Origin of the sequence: Fibrobacter sp. UWT2 (genome assembly GCF_900142545.1) — a bacterium.
Classification (GTDB): domain Bacteria; phylum Fibrobacterota; class Fibrobacteria; order Fibrobacterales; family Fibrobacteraceae; genus Fibrobacter.
In genome coordinates, this window is the sequence record NZ_FRBF01000013.1 from 46,243 (window position 1) to 64,358 (window position 18,116).

An 18,116-nucleotide genomic window follows, 5' to 3' on the forward strand; every position below is an offset into this window, starting at 1 on the left:
AGGCGCGATTATTTTTAACTCAAAGGGGCAAAGCCCCGTCCTCACCCCTCAAAGGGAGCCCTAGGCGACCGAGCTGAGACCTATATGAAACAGATTGTAAAAAAGACAGTTCTTGATAACGGAATCACTATTTTAACGGACTACATGCCGCATGCCTACTCGGTTGCGGTTGGCGTCTGGGTGCCGCGCGGATCGCGTCACGAAGCGAAAGACGAATTTGGCCTGAGCCATTTTTACGAGCACTTGGTATTCAAGGGAACCGAAAACCGCAGCGCCCTTGAAATTGCCCGCGCTATCGAAGACAAGGGCGGAAACCTGGAAGCCTACACCACCCGCCAAGAAACGGGATTCTACGCTCAAATCGAACGCAGCCACTTGCCGCTCGCCATCGACGTGATTGCCGACATGCTCATGCACCCGCGCATGGACAAGAAGGAAATGGAAAAAGAACGCCGTGTGATTATCGAAGAAATCCACAGCTACGACGACATTCCCGAAGAAATCGTGGGCGACGTCTTTAACGCCATTCACTTTAAGGGTTGCGGCATCGCGCATTCCATTACCGGAAACATCAAGCAAGTCAAGGCACTTACCCACAAGCAAATGCTCAAGTACAAGGAGCAGGTCATCAACGAGATTCCGCTCCTGATTTGCGCCTCGGGCAAAGTCAACCACGAAGAGCTTGTGGAAATTTGTGCCGAAAAATTTGCACAAAAGAAATCAAATGGCACAACCCCCATCGACATTTACAAGGCCCACAATAGCGTAAAGGTCGTACAGAAGCAAGACATTGCCCAGTCGAACCTTTTCTGGGGTTTAAGCTTTGACCGTTCCCTGGTAGACGAGCGTACCCGTTGCGCGCTTTCGCTGTTCAATGTAGCGATGGGTGCGGGCATGGCCAGCCGCTTGTTCCAGAAGATTCGAGAAGACAAGGGCCTCGCCTACTCCGTTTATTCTACCGCCGACATTTACTGCGACTGCACCGACTGGGGCGTATCCCTTGCTACCGAGCCGCACCAGCTGAAAACGGCGCTTGACCTTTCGCTGAACGAGACTCGCAACTTCTTGAAGCATGGTTTCAACAAGGGCGAATTCGAACGCACCAAGACAAACATCTTGGGAGGCATGTACCTGGGTGCCGACAGCCCCGAAAAGCGAGTTGTCCGCATGGCCGAACAGGTATTGCACCTGGGCGAATACCGCACCATGGAAGAATCCGAAAAGATCATCAAGTCCATGCCGGAAGAAGAAGTTGTCGACATCACGAACCGCCTGTTCGCAGCAGCCAAGTTCTCGGCAGCCGTCATTGAGCCCGCCGGACGCAAAAAGACGGCGCTTGATATAGACTTTTTCTAGAGCCTGTGGTCTAAGCACATAGTATTTGTTATAATTGAATCATTATGAGAATTTCTACCAAAGGCCGCTACGCACTCCGCGTCATGATTGACCTTGCTCAGCACAGCAAGGACGAATACGTGAAGTTACAGGAACTTGCCGAACGTCAGCAAATTTCTGAAAAATACCTCGAAGGTATTTTGGGTTCGCTCGTTCGCGGCAAACTGCTTACGGGCGCCCGCGGCAAGGCCGGCGGTTACAGGCTCAATTGCGAACCTGCCAACTGCAGCGTATGGCAGATTCTTTCGGTTGTAGAGACATCGGTATCGCCCGTCGCTTGTCTAGACGAAAAGGAAAACTCCTGCGAACGAGCCGATATCTGTATTACGCTCCCGGTATGGAAAGAACTACACTCCATGATCAAGGATTACCTGGACGGAGTCAAGCTGGACCAGTTTTTGCGCAACAGCCCCAAGGCCAAAGGCAAAATTCCTGGCGGAAAGAACTGGAATTGCGGTTTATAGCGTTTAAACCGCTTTTTTTGAATACTAGTTATAGCTTAAAACTATTAGTAAGAAAAATGTAAGCAAATTTCTTGCATGCTCAGCCATATTCCTATTGATTCGGTGGGATTAAAGTTCTAATTTACCACCTGTCGAACGGATGAGCCGTTCAAAGCCATTAACAAAAAGAAATCACTCCGAATCAAATCCGGAATGACACGCGAGGAAGAATCGCAAAGGTAGGATAGCCTATGAGTTGTCGAATGTGTAACAGAACTGAACAATCCTGGAAAAGCCAGGCATAACAAATAAAAAACAAAACATTTAATCGTCCCACCGGGGACAACAATCAAAAAGGAATTTATACAATGACTACACAGAACAAGCTCCATTTCGAAACTCTTCAGATTCACGTTGGCCAGGAACATGCAGATCCCACAACCGATTCTCGCGCAGTTCCCATCTACCAGACCACTTCCTACGTGTTCCATAACGCACAGCATGCCGCTGACCGTTTTGCCCTGAAGGATGCCGGTAACGTTTATGGCCGTATCAACAACTCCACTCAGGGCGTGCTCGAAGAACGTATCGCTGCCCTCGAAGGTGGCGTTGCCGCTCTGGCCGTCGCCTCTGGTGCCGCTGCCATTACTTACGCCATCACGGCTCTCGCTCGCAAGGGTGATCACGTGGTTGCCCAGCGCACTGTTTACGGCGGTACTTTCAACCTGCTGCAGCACACGCTCCGCGACTTCGGTATCGAAACCACTTTCGTGGACACGCACGATCTGAAGGCTGTCGAAGCTGCCGTGAAGGACAACACGAAGCTTATCTTTATCGAAACTCTCGGCAACCCGCATTCCGACATTCCGGATATCGACGCTATCGCCGAAATCGCTCACAAGAACAAGATTCCGCTGGTAATCGACAACACCTTCGGTACTCCGTATCTGATTCGCCCGATTGAACACGGTGCTGACATCGTGGTGCATTCCGCTACCAAGTTTATCGGTGGCCACGGCACGACTCTCGGCGGTATCATCGTGGACGGCGGCAAGTTCAACTGGGCTGCATCCGGCAAGTTCCCGCAGTTCACCGAAGTGAACCCGAGCTACGGTATTCCTTTCACCGCAACGGGCGCCGCTGCTTACGTAATCTACGTTCGCACGATTCTCCTCCGCGACGAAGGTGCTGCAATTTCTCCGTTCAACGCATTCCTCCTGCTGCAGGGTGTCGAAACGCTTTCTCTCCGCTTGGATCGCCATGTGGAAAATACCAAGAAGGTGATTGAGTTCCTCACCAAGCACCCGAAGGTGACGCACGTGAGCCACCCGAGTCTTTCGAACCATCCGGACCACAAGCTTTATCAGAAGTACTTCCCGAATGGCGGCGGTTCCATTTTCACCTTCGACATCAAGGGTGGCCAGGAAGAAGCCTTCAAGTTCATTGACAACCTGAAGATCTTCAGCCTGCTTGCTAACGTTGCCGACGTGAAGAGTCTCGTGATTCACCCGTACACCACCACGCACGCCGAACTTTCTCCGGAAGAATTGGCCGCAGCCGAAATTACCCCGGCAACAATCCGCGTGTCTATCGGTACGGAACACTACGAAGACATTATCGCTGACCTCGAAAACGGTTTCGCCGCAATTTAATTGTTTGCATTGAGTTTCCAGTTCCGAGCGCGTTTTCACCATTAGGAAACGTTCGTCGGACTGGATTCTTTTTATTGCCACCAAGGCGGTAACGGAGAGTATTAAATGATTGACTTCGAATATTATAATCCAGCAAAAATTGTATTTGGCGAACATAGTGAACAGAAGTTAAAATCGCTTTTGGCTGCGTATGGCGTGAAATCGCTTCAGCTTGTATACAGCGGTGACTTTATCAAGACGCTCGGCATTTACGATGTGATCAAGACGGCTGTTGCGGAACTCGGGATTCGTTTTTCTGAAAACGGGAACGTGGTGCCGAACCCCTCTATTAATCTGGTTCGCGAACTCGTGAAGCAGGGCAAGGAAAGCCAAGTAGACTTCGTTCTGGCTGTCGGTGGAGGAAGTTCAATTGACACCGCAAAGGCCGTGGCTCTAGGCATTCCTTATGAAGGCGATGTATGGGACTTCTTTGAAAAAGGCGTCTCGCCCAAGCAGGTTTTGCCCATTGGCGTGATTGCCACGACGGCTTCGAGCGGTTCCGAAACATCCAATGCGGCAATTCTTTCTAGCGGCGAATGGAAACTCGGTTTTGAAGACGACCGAATCATTCCGAAATTTGCCATCATGAATCCGAAATACACCGTGGGCCTGCCTGCATACCAGACTTTCGTGGGCATTGCCGACGTGTTGTCCCACCTTCTGGAAAGGTATTTCTCGGACGAAAAGAATTCCGATACCACAGATTACCTGATTGAAGGCGCAATTCGCGCGTTACTCGTGAACGCAGACAAGCTTCTCAAGGATCCCAAGGACATTAACGCCCGCGGTGAAATCCAGTGGCTCGCCAGCGTTGCCCATGGCGGATTCCTGGACGCAGGTCGCCGCGCGGACTGGGGTTCTCACCGAATCGAGCATGAACTTTCGGCGCAGTACAACATCACGCATGGCGAAGGCATGGCCGTTGTCACCGTCGCTTGGACAAAGTACATGGCCAAGCAGAAGCCCTGGTGCCTCGCACTTTTGGCAAGCCGAGTTTTCGGAGCAGACTCCTACAACTACAGCGAAACCGAAAGGGCTTACATTTTGTCTGAAGAACTCACGAAGTTCTTCAAGAAACTGCACCTCGCAACGACTCTGACAGAACTCAAGATCGACAACAAGGATTTTGACGCCATGGCCGCAAGAGCAGTAAGAAACGGCAAAGTCGGGCATTATGTGCCTTTGGATGCAACCGCCATCAAGGACATTTTGACATTAGCTTTGTAAATTTTAACAGGAAAAACAATTCAAAGATAAGGATTAAAAACATGTCTAAAATCTATACCTCCGCCGACCAGCTTATTGGTCACACCCCGCTTCTCGAACTCACCCATATCGAAGAAGGCCTCGGAGCCAAGATTCTTGGAAAGCTCGAATACTTCAACCCCGCCGGTTCCGTGAAGGATCGTATTGCAAAGGCGATGATTGACGAAGCAGAAAAGAGCGGTAAGCTCAAGAAGGGTGCCGTGATTATCGAACCGACTTCGGGCAACACCGGTATCGGTCTTGCATCTGTCGCTGCAGCACGTGGCTACCGCATCATCATCGTGATGCCCGAAACCATGAGCGTGGAACGCCGCCAGATTATGAAGGCTTACGGCGCAGAACTCGTGCTGACCGAAGGCGCCAAGGGCATGAAGGGCGCTATCGAAAAGGCCGATGAACTCGCCAAGGAAATCCCGAACAGCTTTATTCCGGGCCAGTTCGTGAACCCGGCAAACCCGGCAGCCCATAAGGCCACCACCGGTCCTGAAATTTGGGAAGACACCGATGGTAAAGTTGATATTTTTGTGGCCGGTGTCGGTACCGGTGGTACGGTGACAGGCGTGGGTGAATACCTCAAGTCCAAGAATCCGAACGTGAAGGTTGTCGCTGTTGAACCGGCAAGTTCTCCGGTGCTTACCAAGGGTACTGCAGGCGCCCACAAGATCCAGGGCATCGGCGCAGGCTTCGTTCCTGAAACCTTGAACACCAAGGTTTACGACGAAGTGATCGCTGTCGAAAACGAAGCCGCATTCGAAGCCGGCCGCGAAATCGGCAAGAAGGAAGGCGTGCTCGTGGGTATTTCTTCTGGTGCCGCTCTCTGGGCTGCCAAGGAACTCGCGAAGCGCCCCGAAAACAAGGGCAAGACGATTGTCGCACTCCTCCCGGATACCGGCGACCGTTACCTTTCTACCGCCCTCTTCGCAGAATAAGATTTCATCTTTGTTCATAGAAAACGGCTTCTAGAAAAAATCTAGAAGCCATTTTTTTATTTTTGCGGCGCACGGTAACCTATGGCATACAAGAACATCATCTTTGACTTGGGCGGAGTCATCCTCGACATCAATATGCAAAAGGCCCTAAATGGTTTTGCAGCACTCGGGCTCCCCGAAAGCGAACTCCGCTTTGATGTAGGCGAAGCCGCTGACTTGATGCACCGTTACCAGCTCGGGCAATTTACGACCGACGAATTCTGCAAACTCGTTGCCGCAAGATGCAATCCAGGCACAACTCCCGAACAAGTAGCACTCGCCTGGAACAGCATTTGCATCGGCATTCCCGAACGAAAGCTGAACGCCATCAAAGCACTCAAGCAAAAAGCCAACGTTTATCTGCTGAGCAACACCAACGACCTTCATTGGCAATACTGCCTGGACCATTGGTTCAACGCAGGCGGCAACCGCTGCGAAGATTTTTTTCATCAAGTATTTTTAAGCCAGGACCTGCACCTCGAAAAGCCCCACGCCGAAATCTTTGAACACGTCATCAAGACCATCGGCGCTGTCCGCGGCACAGAGGTGTCAGGTGACGTAACCTCGGACACAATCTTCCTCGACGACAACATCGATAACGTAAATGCCGCAAAAAATTGCGGCATTCAAGCGGTGCAAATCACACCCGATGTAGACTGGATCGAATACTTCGATTCGCTAAACTACATCGCCTGATAAATCTTGAAGATAGCGAGGATCTTTCCGATAATCGCAGGGATTCCCGGGCACAAGAAGCAGAGAATCACGCGCGTCACGCGGTTTTTCCACCAGCGCTTGACCTGCCAAATGTCATCGGTCAAAGTTTCCATTTCGGACACGCGCGGCGGCCTCATGTAGACCTGCGTCAGCGCCGTAAAGAACCCGACACCAATCAGTGGCGTAAGTCCCGTAAACGGAGCCGCGACAAGCGCCACCAAAACCGTCAGCGGATGACCGCCCGCGATAATCGTACCGAGCATGGCACCACCGCCAGTAAGCATCGCCCACTGCAAGCTGAGTTCGCCCGCCTTTTCGGCTCCCGTATGCACGCCCACGGCAATAATGCTCGCGATGATTGCAACAGGAATTGCCCAGCCGATAATCTTCCAAATCGGAGCGCTCTTGGGAATGACGCTGATAGATTCTTCGCTAGGGAGCTCGCGGTTTTCTTCGATAATCTTTGCGATACCGTTCATATGACCGGCACCGACGACCGCCACAATCTTTTTGCCCGGAGCGTTTCTGATTTTGCTTGCGAGAAACTGGTCGCGTTCGTCGATAAGCACCTGCTTGACTTCGGGGAAAGATTTTCCGAAATCCTGCATCATGGCACTCAAGGCATCTTGCTGTTTGATCTTGGCCAAGTCTTCTTCGCTGACTTCGGTTTTATCAAAGATGCTTGCAATGAGTCCGCCCAGCAGGCTCAGTTTGCGGTACCAGGGAGTGCAAGCCCAAGTACGCCTCAAGGTAATCTTGATGTCGCGGTCAGCGAGCACCAGTTCGGCATTCTTTTCGGCGGCGACATCGACAGCTTCTTTAAGTTCGGAGCCCGGCTTGACCCCCGTCTGGGCACCCATGCGCTTTTGGTAAGACCCAAGCACCAGGTTTGCAATCAATGTAGCCAGTTGTTTTTTCTTGATGACCTGCTTGAGGTCGGTCTTTTTCCAGCGGTCCGGATCCTTGATGGAATTCAGGCGGCCTTCGTCTAACTCTACACAAACCGTATCGGGGGATTCTGCCTCAATAGTCGCCCTCACCAAGTCCTTGGAGGCCTGGGAAATATGGGCAGTACCAATTAGAATAAACTCTCTATCGTCTTTTCTTATGCGGCAAATGTCGGAAATTTCGTTCATCGGCATAAATGATAGCAAGAAATGACGCATAAATTGAAAATTTTTGGCCAATTTCTGTAACTTTATCAAAAAATGTTTATATTTATATGGAAATTATATTTTTCGGAGGTTTAATCCTATGAAAAAATTCTTGGCTTATTTTTCTTTGGCAGCGCTGGTTCTGACCGGCTGTGCAGGTTCTAGGTCTAACGACCCCGAGGCTCTGGATAACGCTCTCGTGGGTTTCACCTCCTGCGTGCAGGGTGCCCGCTGGCAAGAAGCACTTGAATACGTGACTCCCAGTGAAGCTGACGCCATTGCCACTTCTGATGGTTACGAATTCAAGGACGAATACAAGACTGCAGCTCGCCGTCTCCCGCTTTCGACGCTCCGCAAGGCCGGTCTCGAAGTGGACGGTCGCGGTCGCTTGGTCGGCATCAAGGACGCCATGGATGAAGCTAATAGCCGCTACGTGATGTCCGAAGAACAGGCCAAGGTCGGCACAAACCTCAAGCAGATGGAAGACGAACGCGTGAAGCGTCGCATCGAACAGGGTCAGAAGATCCTCCAGGAAGAAGAGGAAGAAGCCAACCAGGAACAGGAAGAAATCGTTTACTCCAACAAGCTGACCGACGAAGAAAAGCGTAAGTACGGCAGCACTCGCGACCTGCAGGCTCCGGAAGCCTACGAAGACGAAAGCACGCAGGAAGCCGAAGAAACCCTCTACGGCGGCGATTACGAAAATCCGTAATGGAGCAGATGAGAATCTCTCTTAAATCTTTTGCGAAAACGGCGCTCCCAAAAGCGTCGTTTTTTGCAGTATTGCTTGCAATGCTACTGGGCCTTGCCGCCTGCGACTTGGGCCCGGATCCCGATGCAGACGGGGCACGATTCAGTAGGCGTTTTCATTACTACTACGTACAGGACTGCCGCGCCGACGCCTTTGGAGCCTATGACTGCGAAGTCCCCCAAGTACTAAGTCCATCAATGACCGTCAGCCTCCGAATCGACAGTGACGGGCTTGCCTCCCTAAACGTCGACGGCGACCCCTTCTACCTTTTGGAATCGGAATACTCTGAAGATTACGACATGGTCTATGGTGGTTACTACAACTTTTATGGTCTCTACCAACGCGATGACGAGCTGACCCTCTACAAAGATGGCCTAACCATGGCACACTGGTACCGGGAAGACATGGAAGACCGCGTTACCTACTATTTCAAGTACTTACCAGATTGACGACGGGGCTTCAAGTTTCTAAATTTTGCCCCACTCATGAGTAGTTCAGAAAATTTTGTTATCGCCCTCGATGGCGGTTCGGGTACCGGTAAGAGTACCACCGCAAAGATCGTGGCAAAGACCCTCGGCATCACCTATCTTGATACAGGCGCCATGTACCGCGCCGTGACTCTTGCAGCCCTTGAAAAAGGTTTGCCCGCCGAAGAAGGTCCCGCCATGGACGAACTGCTCGCCAACCTCACACTCGGGTTCGACTCCGAAAACCACGTGCTCATCAATGGCGTTTCTCGCGAAAGCGAAATCCGCGGCATGAAGGTGTCGAGCAACGTGAGCATTTACTGCGCACTCCCGTCGGTCCGCGCCGCCATGACCAAGCAGCAGCGCGAAATCGGCAAGAAGCAGAGTTGCATCCTGGACGGCCGCGATATCGGTACGGTCGTGTTCCCCGATGCGAAGTACAAGTTTTTCATGGTGACGGACGTGAAGGTCCGCGCCGAACGCCGCTACAAGGAACTCCTTGAAAAGGGAGAAAAGGTGACGCTCGAAGAAGTCCTCAACAACCTGGTCGAACGCGACCGCCTGGATTCTTCCCGCGCAAACGCCCCCCTCAAGAAAGCGGACGACGCTATTGAAATTGACACTACACACATCTCAATCCAACAACAGGTGCAAAAGATTCTCGACTACGTAGGTGTAGTGGCGTAGCCTGAATCCTTTGTTCCACAACCCCAATTAACAATATGTCTCAAAATCTCAAATTCGGTACCGCAGAAGATCTCGCTGAAATCCTCGCCGCTCAGGGCGAATGCAGCCCCGACTTCCGTAAGGCTAACGCTGACGTTTATGCCGGCATGGATTGCCTCGAACAGGGCAAGCTCGTCACCGGTAAGATTAGCCAGGTGAACGACCAGGAAGTCTTGATCGACGTGAACTACAAGTCCGAAGGTGTCATCGACCGTGGTGAATTCAAGGACACGGACTCCCTCGAAATCGGTTCCGAAATCGAAGTGTTTGTCGAAAAGCTCGAAGATGAAGACGGCCGTCTCATCCTTTCGAAGCAGAAGGCCGACTTCGTTCGCGTGTGGGATCGCATCCACGCTGCATTCGAAAACAACGAAGTCGTGCGCGGTACGCTCACGAAGCGTATCAAGGGCGGTGTGGTTGTCGACCTGTTCGGCATCGACGCCTTCCTCCCGGGTTCCCAGATCGACCTCCGTCAGATCCCGGACATCAACGCCCTCATTGGTCAGGAATACGACCTCAAGGTTATCAAGGTCAACAAGGCTCGCCGCAACATCGTCGTGTCTCGCCGTGTCGTTCTCGAAGAAGAACGCAACAAGCAGCGTGGCGACGTGCTCGAAACTCTCGAGAAGGGTCAGGTCCGCAAGGGTATCGTCAAGAACATCACCGACTTCGGTGCATTCATTGACCTCGGCGGCGTAGACGGCCTCCTCCACATCACCGACATGAGCTACAAGCGCATCAACCACCCGACCGAATTGCTCCAGCTCGGCCAGGAAGTCGAAGTTATGGTTCTCGACTTCAACGACAAGAAGGAACGTATCTCTCTCGGCATGAAGCAGCTTAAGCCGCATCCGTGGAAGGACATCGCCGAACGTTATCCGGAAGGCGCTATCGTTAAGGGTAAGGTTGTTTCCATTACCGATTACGGTGCATTCGTTGAACTGGATAGCGGCGTTGAAGGCCTCATCCACGTTTCCGAAATGTCCTGGACTCAGCATGTCAAGCACCCGTCCAAGATCCTCACCGTTGGTCAGGAAGTCGAAGCTGTCGTGCTCAAGGTTGAAGAAGATGCAGAACGTATCTCTCTCGGCATGAAGCAGCTCGAATCCGATCCGTGGGATTCTATCGAAACCGAACTTCCGCCGGGTGCCCGCGTGGTTGGTGAAATCCGCAACATCGCTTCCTTCGGCGCATTCGTCGAAATCAAGGAAGGTGTTGATGGCCTCATCCACGTTTCCGACATGTCCTGGACCAAGAAGATCACTCACCCGAACGAAATGGTCAAGAAGGGTGACAAGGTTGAATGCGTCGTGCTCGCCGTCGATAAGGAAAAGCGCCGCATTTCTCTGTCCATGAAGCACCTCACCGAAGATCCGTGGGACACCATCGACAACACCTATCCGGTGAACTCCGAAGTGAAGGGCAAGATCGTTCGCATGCTCGACCGCGGCGTCGTGGTTGAACTCGCTGACGGTATCGAAGGCTTCATCCCGGTTTCCAAGCTCACCGCTGAATACATCAAGGTTCCGGCCGATGCATTCAAGGTTGGCGACGAAGTTCCGGCCGTTGTGACCGAAATCGATCAGAACAACCGTAAGATCTTCCTCTCTGTGGTTGACTACTTCAAGAACCGTGAATCCGCTGAGCTCAAGGCTTGGATGGACTCTCACAAGCCGGGCGAATCTGGCACCACCATTGGTGAAGCCGCCGCTCCGAAGAAGAAGGCCACCAAGAAGAAGGCTGACGCTGAAGCCGAAGCTTAATTAGCTTCTTCAAAAGCTTAATGCTTTAAGGAATCCCGCGGGTAACCGTGGGATTTCTTTTTTCTATTTTTCGTTTCATGAACCTCGCTGGAAAGAAAATCTTGCTCGGAGTCTCGGGCGGCATTGCCGTGTACAAGAGCTGCGAGCTGTTGCGCCTGCTGCAGAAGAAGGGCGCCGAAGTGCGCGTATGCATGACCGATGCGGCTACCGAATTCGTGGCTCCGCTGACTTTTGCAAGCCTGAGCAAATGCCCCGTGTATCTAAAGAACGGAGCTGTCGAAGCGCGCCCCTTCCAGCATATCGATTTTCCGCGTTGGGCAGACCTTTATTTGGTGGTACCCGCGACAGCAAATGTCATCGGTAAATTCGCCTGCGGTATCGCCGACGATCCGGTGAGCCTTTGCTTTATGAGCTGCACGTGCCCGCGCGTGATTGCGCCGGCGATGAATGTGGCGATGTACAACTCCCCTGCGGTAAAACGCAACCTCGAGATTTTGCGCGGTTTCGAAAACACGACCGTGCTTGAATCGCCTGCGGGTGAACTCGCCTGTGGTGAGGTGGGGCAGGGCCGTCTGATGGAACCGGCTGAGATTGCGAAGTATTTAGAGACGAGAGACGAAAAGCCCGCCCTGAGCCTGTCGAAGGGACGAGAGACAAAAGGCGAAAAGGTTCAATGCGAACCGCCCGCAATTTCTGTCGCAGTCGATATTCCGCCGACACAAGATGCAAGCCTTCCCGGCTTCGGCAAGAAGGTTCTCTTGACCGCAGGCCGCACCGAAGAAGCGATCGATCCGGTGCGCTATATTAGCAATCGCAGCAGCGGCAAGACCGCCGTGGCGCTAGCCTCGGTATTCTACGCCAACGGCTTCGAAGTCGAAGTGGTCGCAGGCCCGATGGAGGCCGAATTCCCGAAGGGCGTTCGCGTGACTAAAATCAGAAGTGCCCGCGATATGCATGACGCCGTCCTTGAACGAATGAAGAATGCAAGCGTGCTCGTTCACTGCGCTGCAGTCGCCGACTACCGCCCGAAAGTGGCCGCTACCGAAAAGATTAAGGATAGCCGCAGCCAGCTGATTCTGGAGCTGGAACCGAACCCGAATATTTTGCGAGACAGCGTCGCCCAAAAGCGCGACGATCAAGTGATTGTCGGTTTCGCACTTGAGACCGATCACTTTGAAGAACACGCCGCCGAAAAGCTTGCAAAGAGCGGCGCTGACGCTTTACTTTTGAACGCACCCGTGGCCACCGACTCTGGCTTTGGCCGCGACTGCGTACGCTTCGCCCTGGTGGAAACGGGCAAGCCCGTTCCACAGCTCGCCATGGGCGAGAAGGTCGATTTGGCCGAGACGATTTTGAACTTTTGCCTGGAGCGCCTGAATGGCTGACGAATTTGACTTTAGCGAACTGCGCAACTACCTTTCAGGACAAATCGACCTGGGCGAAGCGGAACTCCTGCTAGACGAACCGTGGACGTTGACTCGCAAGCCCGCAATTTCGACCGCAACGACAGCGCGCCCAGCTGCGCCTGTTGCCCCGCATCCCGTTCCGCCGACTCCGACCGCAGCTCGCCCAGTGCCGCGCAACCTGCCGCCACAATTCCCGAACAGCTCGGCAGCCGCACCAGCCGATGCACCACAAGCCCCGATTCCGGACACCACCGGATTCGCACCTTCGCTCTTCGGCGCCGTCGATGCCAAGGCAACCACGATTTCTGCCGCCAACATGCCGACCGAGCGCATCGTCAAACGTACCGCCTCCGCCTTCGAATCTGTCGATTCTCTTGATGCATTCTACGACGCCATCAAGGGCGAAGCCATGTACGCCAGGGAAGCTGCACTTGCCCGCTATACAGGTCCCGCCAAGCCGAAATTGCTTTTCCTGCTTCCCGCCATTAAAATGGCTGAAGCTGCAAACATCTCGACAACAAGCACCGACGTTTTCTTCGGCACCGCTGTCGGACAGATGCTTTCGCGCCTGTTCGCAAGCCTAAACATCGATCAAAAAGACATCGGCATCACGTACTTCTTCAAGTCGACCGAACGCCCGCTCGCGCCGCTTCTCGAAGCCGCGCTCCGCAAGATGCTCACGAAGGAACTCAGCTTCATTCAGCCCGAAATCATGGTGACCTTCGGACAACCGCTGTTCTATCAGGTGTTCGGCAAGGGCAAGAATTTTGACGACAACGCCGGCACCGCCATGGACTTCGCCGGCACCAAGAGCGTCGCCCTCGTAGACCCCTACCTCATGGTAAACGACAAGCAAATGAAATGGCTCACCTGGAAGGTTCACATCCCGCGCAGCGGCATGTTCACCATCGCCGCCAAGTAGAGGCCCCATGAACACTCCGAATCCGAACACGGTGCATCCGATTGCAGGCTACGACAAGGAAATCTACGTCAAGCCTACCATCAAGAACCCGAACATTATTGTCGGGGACTTCACCTATATCGCGGATTCAGAATTCGAAAGCCATGTGACGCACCACTACGACTTTATCGGCGATAAGCTGATTATCGGAAAGTTCTGCCAAATTGCCGCCGGCGTGGAATTCGTCATGAACGGCGCCAATCACCAGATGAATGCGGTTTCGACGTTCCCATTCTATACGCTAGAAGGTTGGAAAATGAATCCGCCCGCCAAAAGCGACATGCCGTTCAAGGGCGACACAGTCATCGGAAATGATGTGTGGATTGGCCAAAACGCCACCATCTTGCCGGGCGTACATATCGGTGACGGCGCCATCATCGGCGCGAACAGCGTCGTCGGTAGCGATGTAGAGCCTTATACGATTGTCGTCGGCAACCCCGCCGAAGCAATCCGCTATCGATTCGATGAAGACCTGACGGAACTTCTGCTCAAATTCAAGTGGTGGGACAAACCCATCGAAGAAATCAACGAATTGATTCCAATTCTTACGGATAGCAATCTTGATAAAGTTAAAGCCGAAATCTGTCGGCTAATGAAGCGTTAAAACGAAGCTTCAATCATTACACTTCAATCAGCGTCGCCACTAGGCAGCTATCTTTGGTGTGGCCGGAGCCGACAAAGTCGATATCCTGCGACTTATTCCAAAGAGTTTTCGCTTTCGGGTGAACGGACGCAACCGCTGCAAGTGCATTCCGCGAGAAGGCGGACAAATTGAATTCGCTGTAGTTGGAACTCACCATGAAGAGGCCGCCCTTGTTCAAGAGCGTAGCGCAATCAGCCACGAGCGGCATCAGGTGTTCGCGTACATTGAAGTTCTTGCCCTTGAAGCGGGCAAAGCTCGGCGGATCGAGCACGATGGCATCGAACTTGAGACCTTTCTTTTGCGCCCAGTGAACGTATTCAACGGCATTGCCTCTGAAGAATTCACCCTGCTTAGGTTCGAGCCCGTTGAGGGCGTAGTTTTCGCGGCCCTTATCCAGAATCTTTGCACTGATGTCGGCATTCGTCGAAATCTCGGCACCGCCTAGACGGCCGTGCACCGAGAAGGCGCAGGTGTAGCTGAACAGATTCAACATACGGCGGTCGGCCGCACGCTCCCCCATCTCCAAGCGAATCGCACGCATGTCCAGGAACAGCCCCGGATTCACCGTATCGAGCAAATCGATGTGGAACATCGCAGAACCTTCGCGGACAACGCCCGTGGAATCTTCGGAGCGGCCCACCAGCACTTCCATCGGCGGATTTTCCAGCGACTTGCCGGAACGGGAAAGGCGTTCCTTTACCACAAGGCAAACGGGAGAAAACTTCTGCGCAATCGCATCGGCAACGGCACGCTTTTCGCGGAGCAGTTCATCGCCGAAAAACTGAATCTGGTAACGGTCGCCGAACTTGTCGAGCGTCATGCCAGGGAAACCGTCCGGCGCCCCGTTCACAATGCGAAAAGCCTCGGTAATCCCAAGCAAAGGAGCTCGTTTTTTATAAGCAGCATCTAAATTATTGATTAAATCTTTCATAGGTATGAGGTATGAGCTCGGTCGCCTTCAGCTCCCTGAGGAACGAGGCTTTAGTAGAAAGATAAATTTTTATTCCTAGCTGAATCCTCAATGGTGCGTAGCACCGACCTCAAAGTGAGTTTACGAACGCGCTCAAAACTCATAGCGCGCAGCGCTATTTGTCCATGCTCTTGATCTGGTCCACGAATTCGCCGACTTCCTTGAATTCGCGGTAAATCGAGGCAAAGCGCACGTAGGCGACGGCATCGAGTTTCTTGAGTTCCTGCATCACCAGGTTGCCAATCTGTTCGTAACTGACTTCGGCATTTTCGGTGAGAGTCAAAGCGTTTTCCACATTGGTCGCCAGCTGTTCAATTTCAGCCACCGACACAGGGCGCTTTTTGCAGGAGTTCATGATTCCGCGCAAAAGCTTTTCGCGCTGGAAAGGTTCATGCTCGCCGCTGCGCTTGATGACGGTCAACGGTTGCACTTCGATGTACTCACGAGTCGTAAAGCGACGGCCACATTCGCAACATTCACGACGGCGACGAATGGACGAACCGCTCACGCGGCTGTCTACCACCTTGTCGTTATCTTTCTTGCAGAACGGGCAAATCATCTTAAACCTTAGTTGAACTTCTTGAATTCAGCGACGCTTGCCTTGAATTCGACGAGGTATTCCTTCGCGGCAGCCACGACAGCTTCCGGAGTGTAACCGAATTCCTTTTCGAGCACGCCAGCCGGAGCAGAGGCGCCAAAGCGTTCGAGACCGGAGACCTTGCCGAATCCGCCCACGACCTGGGCGAACAGGAGCGGAAGGCCGCTGGACTTTGCAAACACCGGAGTCCAAGGAACGATGATGGAATCGCGGTAAGCCTTGTCCTGAGCCATGAAGAGGGCCGGGCTAATCATCGAGACCACGCGGACCTTGAGGCCTTCGCCACGGAGGATTTCGGCGGCGTCGTGAGTCAGGAGTACGTCGGAACCGTTAGACACGAAGGTCAGGTCCGGACGTGCGGAACCGCAGTTGTCGCTCACGATGTAGGCGCCCTTGCGGCAAGCCTTGGAAGCTTCGTAGCGTTTGTCACCCGGGAGAGTCTTCACGTTCTGGCGGGTCAGGATAATCGCGGTCGGGCGATCGTTGTTTTCAAAAGCCATTTCCCAGGCGGTCACGGTTTCGAAGGCGTCGGCCGGGCGGAGCACCAGCATTTCGGACTTGCCGTCTTCGCGCTTGAGGCCTTCGAGCAAACGGATCTGGGTTTCGTGTTCGATCGGCTGGTGCGTCGGGCCGTCTTCGCCCACGCGGAAGCTGTCATGCGTGTACATGAACTTGACCGGGAGCTTCATGAGGGCAGCCATGCGGATCGCCGGCTTCATGAAGTCGCTGAACACGAAGAATGTAGCACAAATCGGATAGAGGCCGCCGTGCAGTGCGATACCGCAGCAGATGGCGCCCATGGTGAGTTCGGCAACGCCCACCTGGACGAAGGCGCCCTTGAAGTCACCTGCGCGGAAGATGCCGGTCTTGTTGAGGAAGGCCTGGGTGTTGTCGGAGTTGGAAAGGTCAGCGGAGCTGCAGATGCAGTTCTTCACGTTTTCGGCGAGGTAGCCGAGCACGGTACCGGAGGTCACGCGGGTAGCGACGCCTTCCTTAAGTTCGAGCTTGGAAAGGTCGATCTTCGGAGCCTTGCCCGAGAGCCATTCCTTGAGGGTAGCAGCCTTTTCCGGGTTCTTGGCATCCCAAGCGGCCTTAGCCTTCTTCCATTCGGCGACTTCCTTGCGGAGTTCTTCCTTGCGGGCTTCGAAGCCAGCCTTCACGTCGTCAAAAATCTTGAATGCATCGGCCGGATCGCCACCGAGGTTCTTCACGGTTGCATCGGTAGAAGCGCCTGCTGCGTTGAGCGGCTGGCCGTGAGTAGAAACGGCACCTTCGAAGGACTTGCCGTCTTCGGCGATGGCGCCCTTGGCCATGGTGGTGTGACCGATGATGATGGTCGGCTTTTCAGTTTCGGCCCAAGCGGCCTTGAAAGCCTTGCGGAGTTCAGCGATGTCGTGACCGTCGGCCACGTCAATCACGCGGAAGCCCCAGGATTCGTACTGCTTCTTGAAGTCGTGGCTCATCACGTCTTCAACCTTGCAAGAGAGCTGCACCTGGTTGGCGTCGTAGAAGAAAATGAGGTTAGAAAGCTTCAGGTGACCGGCAATGCGGCCCACGCCGTAGGCGATTTCTTCTTCGAGACCGCCGTCAGACACGAGGCAGACCACCTTGTGCTGCAGAATATCGCCAAAGCGTTCAACCATGAAGCGTTCGGCAATAGCGTTACCGAGAGCTACGGCATGACCGATACCGAGCGGGCCCGAGGAGTTTTCGATGCCGAGGGCGACTTCGACTTCGGGGTGACCCGGAGTGCGGGAACCCAGCTGGCGGAAATTCTTGAGGTCATCCATGTTGAGCTTACCCAGCAGGGCAAGTTCACCATAAAGAAGAGCGGACATATGACCGGGGTCCATAAAGAAGCGGTCGCGGGCTTCCCAATACGGATTTTCAGGGTCGAATCGCAGAAATTCTGCGAAAAGAAGGGAAATTGCGTCTGCGGCACCCATGGCTCCACCCGGGTGACCGGACTTTGCCTTCTGCACCATGGCAGCGGAAAGGATTCGAACGTTGTCAGCCGCTTTCGTAACCAGCCTATCTTCCACTTTTTTAACCTCTCTTTATAATTAGGGCGATGAGCCGCCCATAAAATAAGCGACCCAAATTTAGTTTTTTTTTACCACCCTCACAAGGCAGGCCGGCAGAAAACACCTTATAATCTCCTTATAATTAACAGAAATGAGTGAAAAATGTTTTACCA

General features: G+C 53.3%; 17 protein-coding genes. 13 read left to right on the forward strand and 4 right to left on the reverse strand.

Translation table 11 applies throughout. The features are described from left to right. The first annotated feature begins 84 nt into the window (after positions 1-84). The 6 genes from BUA40_RS09945 (at position 85) to BUA40_RS09970 (ending at position 6,459) form a co-directional block, all read left to right on the forward strand. Positions 85-1,356, forward strand: a complete 1,272-nt coding sequence (locus BUA40_RS09945; protein WP_072800488.1) for a M16 family metallopeptidase — start codon at positions 85-87, stop codon at positions 1,354-1,356. Between the two features lie 44 nt (positions 1,357-1,400). Next, positions 1,401-1,859: an RrF2 family transcriptional regulator gene (locus BUA40_RS09950; protein ID WP_072800489.1), complete on the forward strand. Its 459-nt coding sequence runs from the start codon at positions 1,401-1,403 to the stop codon at positions 1,857-1,859. Between the two features lie 347 nt (positions 1,860-2,206). Further along, positions 2,207-3,490: an O-acetylhomoserine aminocarboxypropyltransferase/cysteine synthase family protein gene (locus BUA40_RS09955; RefSeq protein ID WP_072800490.1), complete on the forward strand. Its 1,284-nt coding sequence runs from the start codon at positions 2,207-2,209 to the stop codon at positions 3,488-3,490. A 105-nt stretch (positions 3,491-3,595) separates the two neighbouring features. Further along, positions 3,596-4,756 (forward strand): iron-containing alcohol dehydrogenase, encoded by a 1,161-nt coding sequence (locus BUA40_RS09960; RefSeq protein ID WP_072800491.1) that lies wholly within the window; start codon positions 3,596-3,598, stop codon positions 4,754-4,756. 41 nt (positions 4,757-4,797) lie between these two features. Beyond that, positions 4,798-5,724, forward strand: coding sequence for a cysteine synthase A (cysK, locus tag BUA40_RS09965; RefSeq protein ID WP_072800492.1), 927 nt, complete (start codon positions 4,798-4,800; stop codon positions 5,722-5,724). Between the two features lie 81 nt (positions 5,725-5,805). Then, positions 5,806-6,459, forward strand: a complete 654-nt coding sequence (locus BUA40_RS09970; protein WP_072800493.1) for an HAD family hydrolase — start codon at positions 5,806-5,808, stop codon at positions 6,457-6,459. Here the strand turns inward: BUA40_RS09970 and BUA40_RS09975 are convergent. After that, complete coding sequence (locus BUA40_RS09975) at positions 6,447-7,646, reverse strand: TraB/GumN family protein (protein WP_255369280.1); 1,200 nt, start codon at positions 7,644-7,646, stop codon at positions 6,447-6,449. The genes BUA40_RS09970 and BUA40_RS09975 overlap by 13 nt on opposite strands. 88 nt (positions 7,647-7,734) lie before the next feature. On the opposite strand from BUA40_RS09975, the gene BUA40_RS09980 reads away from it, so the two are divergent. The 7 genes from BUA40_RS09980 (at position 7,735) to BUA40_RS10010 (ending at position 14,312) form a co-directional block, all read left to right on the forward strand. Next, entirely contained in the window at positions 7,735-8,346 is a 612-nt protein-coding gene (locus BUA40_RS09980; RefSeq protein WP_072800494.1) for a hypothetical protein, read from the forward strand. A gap of 8 nt (positions 8,347-8,354) precedes the next feature. Then, a complete protein-coding gene (locus BUA40_RS09985) occupies positions 8,355-8,834 on the forward strand; it encodes a hypothetical protein (RefSeq protein ID WP_143149765.1) in 480 nt (159 codons plus the stop codon). Between the two features lie 36 nt (positions 8,835-8,870). Further along, a complete protein-coding gene (gene cmk / locus BUA40_RS09990; protein WP_072800496.1) occupies positions 8,871-9,539 on the forward strand; it encodes a (d)CMP kinase in 669 nt (222 codons plus the stop codon). 35 nt (positions 9,540-9,574) lie between these two features. After that, a complete protein-coding gene (gene rpsA / locus BUA40_RS09995) occupies positions 9,575-11,341 on the forward strand; it encodes a 30S ribosomal protein S1 (protein ID WP_072800497.1) in 1,767 nt (588 codons plus the stop codon). 77 nt (positions 11,342-11,418) lie between these two features. After that, a complete protein-coding gene (locus BUA40_RS10000) occupies positions 11,419-12,726 on the forward strand; it encodes a bifunctional phosphopantothenoylcysteine decarboxylase/phosphopantothenate synthase (RefSeq protein ID WP_072800546.1) in 1,308 nt (435 codons plus the stop codon). Continuing rightward, positions 12,719-13,669, forward strand: a complete 951-nt coding sequence (locus BUA40_RS10005) for a uracil-DNA glycosylase family protein (protein ID WP_072800498.1) — start codon at positions 12,719-12,721, stop codon at positions 13,667-13,669. Before BUA40_RS10000 ends, BUA40_RS10005 begins: the two co-directional genes overlap by 8 nt. 7 nt (positions 13,670-13,676) lie before the next feature. Beyond that, a complete protein-coding gene (locus BUA40_RS10010) occupies positions 13,677-14,312 on the forward strand; it encodes a CatB-related O-acetyltransferase (protein WP_072800499.1) in 636 nt (211 codons plus the stop codon). A 16-nt stretch (positions 14,313-14,328) separates the two neighbouring features. Here the strand turns inward: BUA40_RS10010 and BUA40_RS10015 are convergent, their stop codons facing one another. The 3 genes from BUA40_RS10015 to BUA40_RS10025 form a co-directional block, all read right to left on the reverse strand. Beyond that, positions 14,329-15,282 carry a class I SAM-dependent rRNA methyltransferase gene (locus tag BUA40_RS10015; RefSeq protein WP_072800500.1) on the reverse strand — a complete coding sequence of 318 codons (954 nt, stop codon included), beginning with the start codon at positions 15,280-15,282 and terminating at the stop codon, positions 14,329-14,331. A 154-nt stretch (positions 15,283-15,436) separates the two neighbouring features. Then, the gene (gene nrdR, locus BUA40_RS10020) at positions 15,437-15,880 is read right to left on the reverse strand and encodes a transcriptional regulator NrdR (RefSeq protein ID WP_072800501.1); all 444 of its coding nucleotides are present in this window, start codon (positions 15,878-15,880) and stop codon (positions 15,437-15,439) included. An 8-nt stretch (positions 15,881-15,888) separates the two neighbouring features. Continuing rightward, positions 15,889-17,961 (reverse strand): transketolase family protein, encoded by a 2,073-nt coding sequence (locus tag BUA40_RS10025; RefSeq protein WP_072800502.1) that lies wholly within the window; start codon positions 17,959-17,961, stop codon positions 15,889-15,891. Positions 17,962-18,116 lie beyond the last annotated feature (155 nt).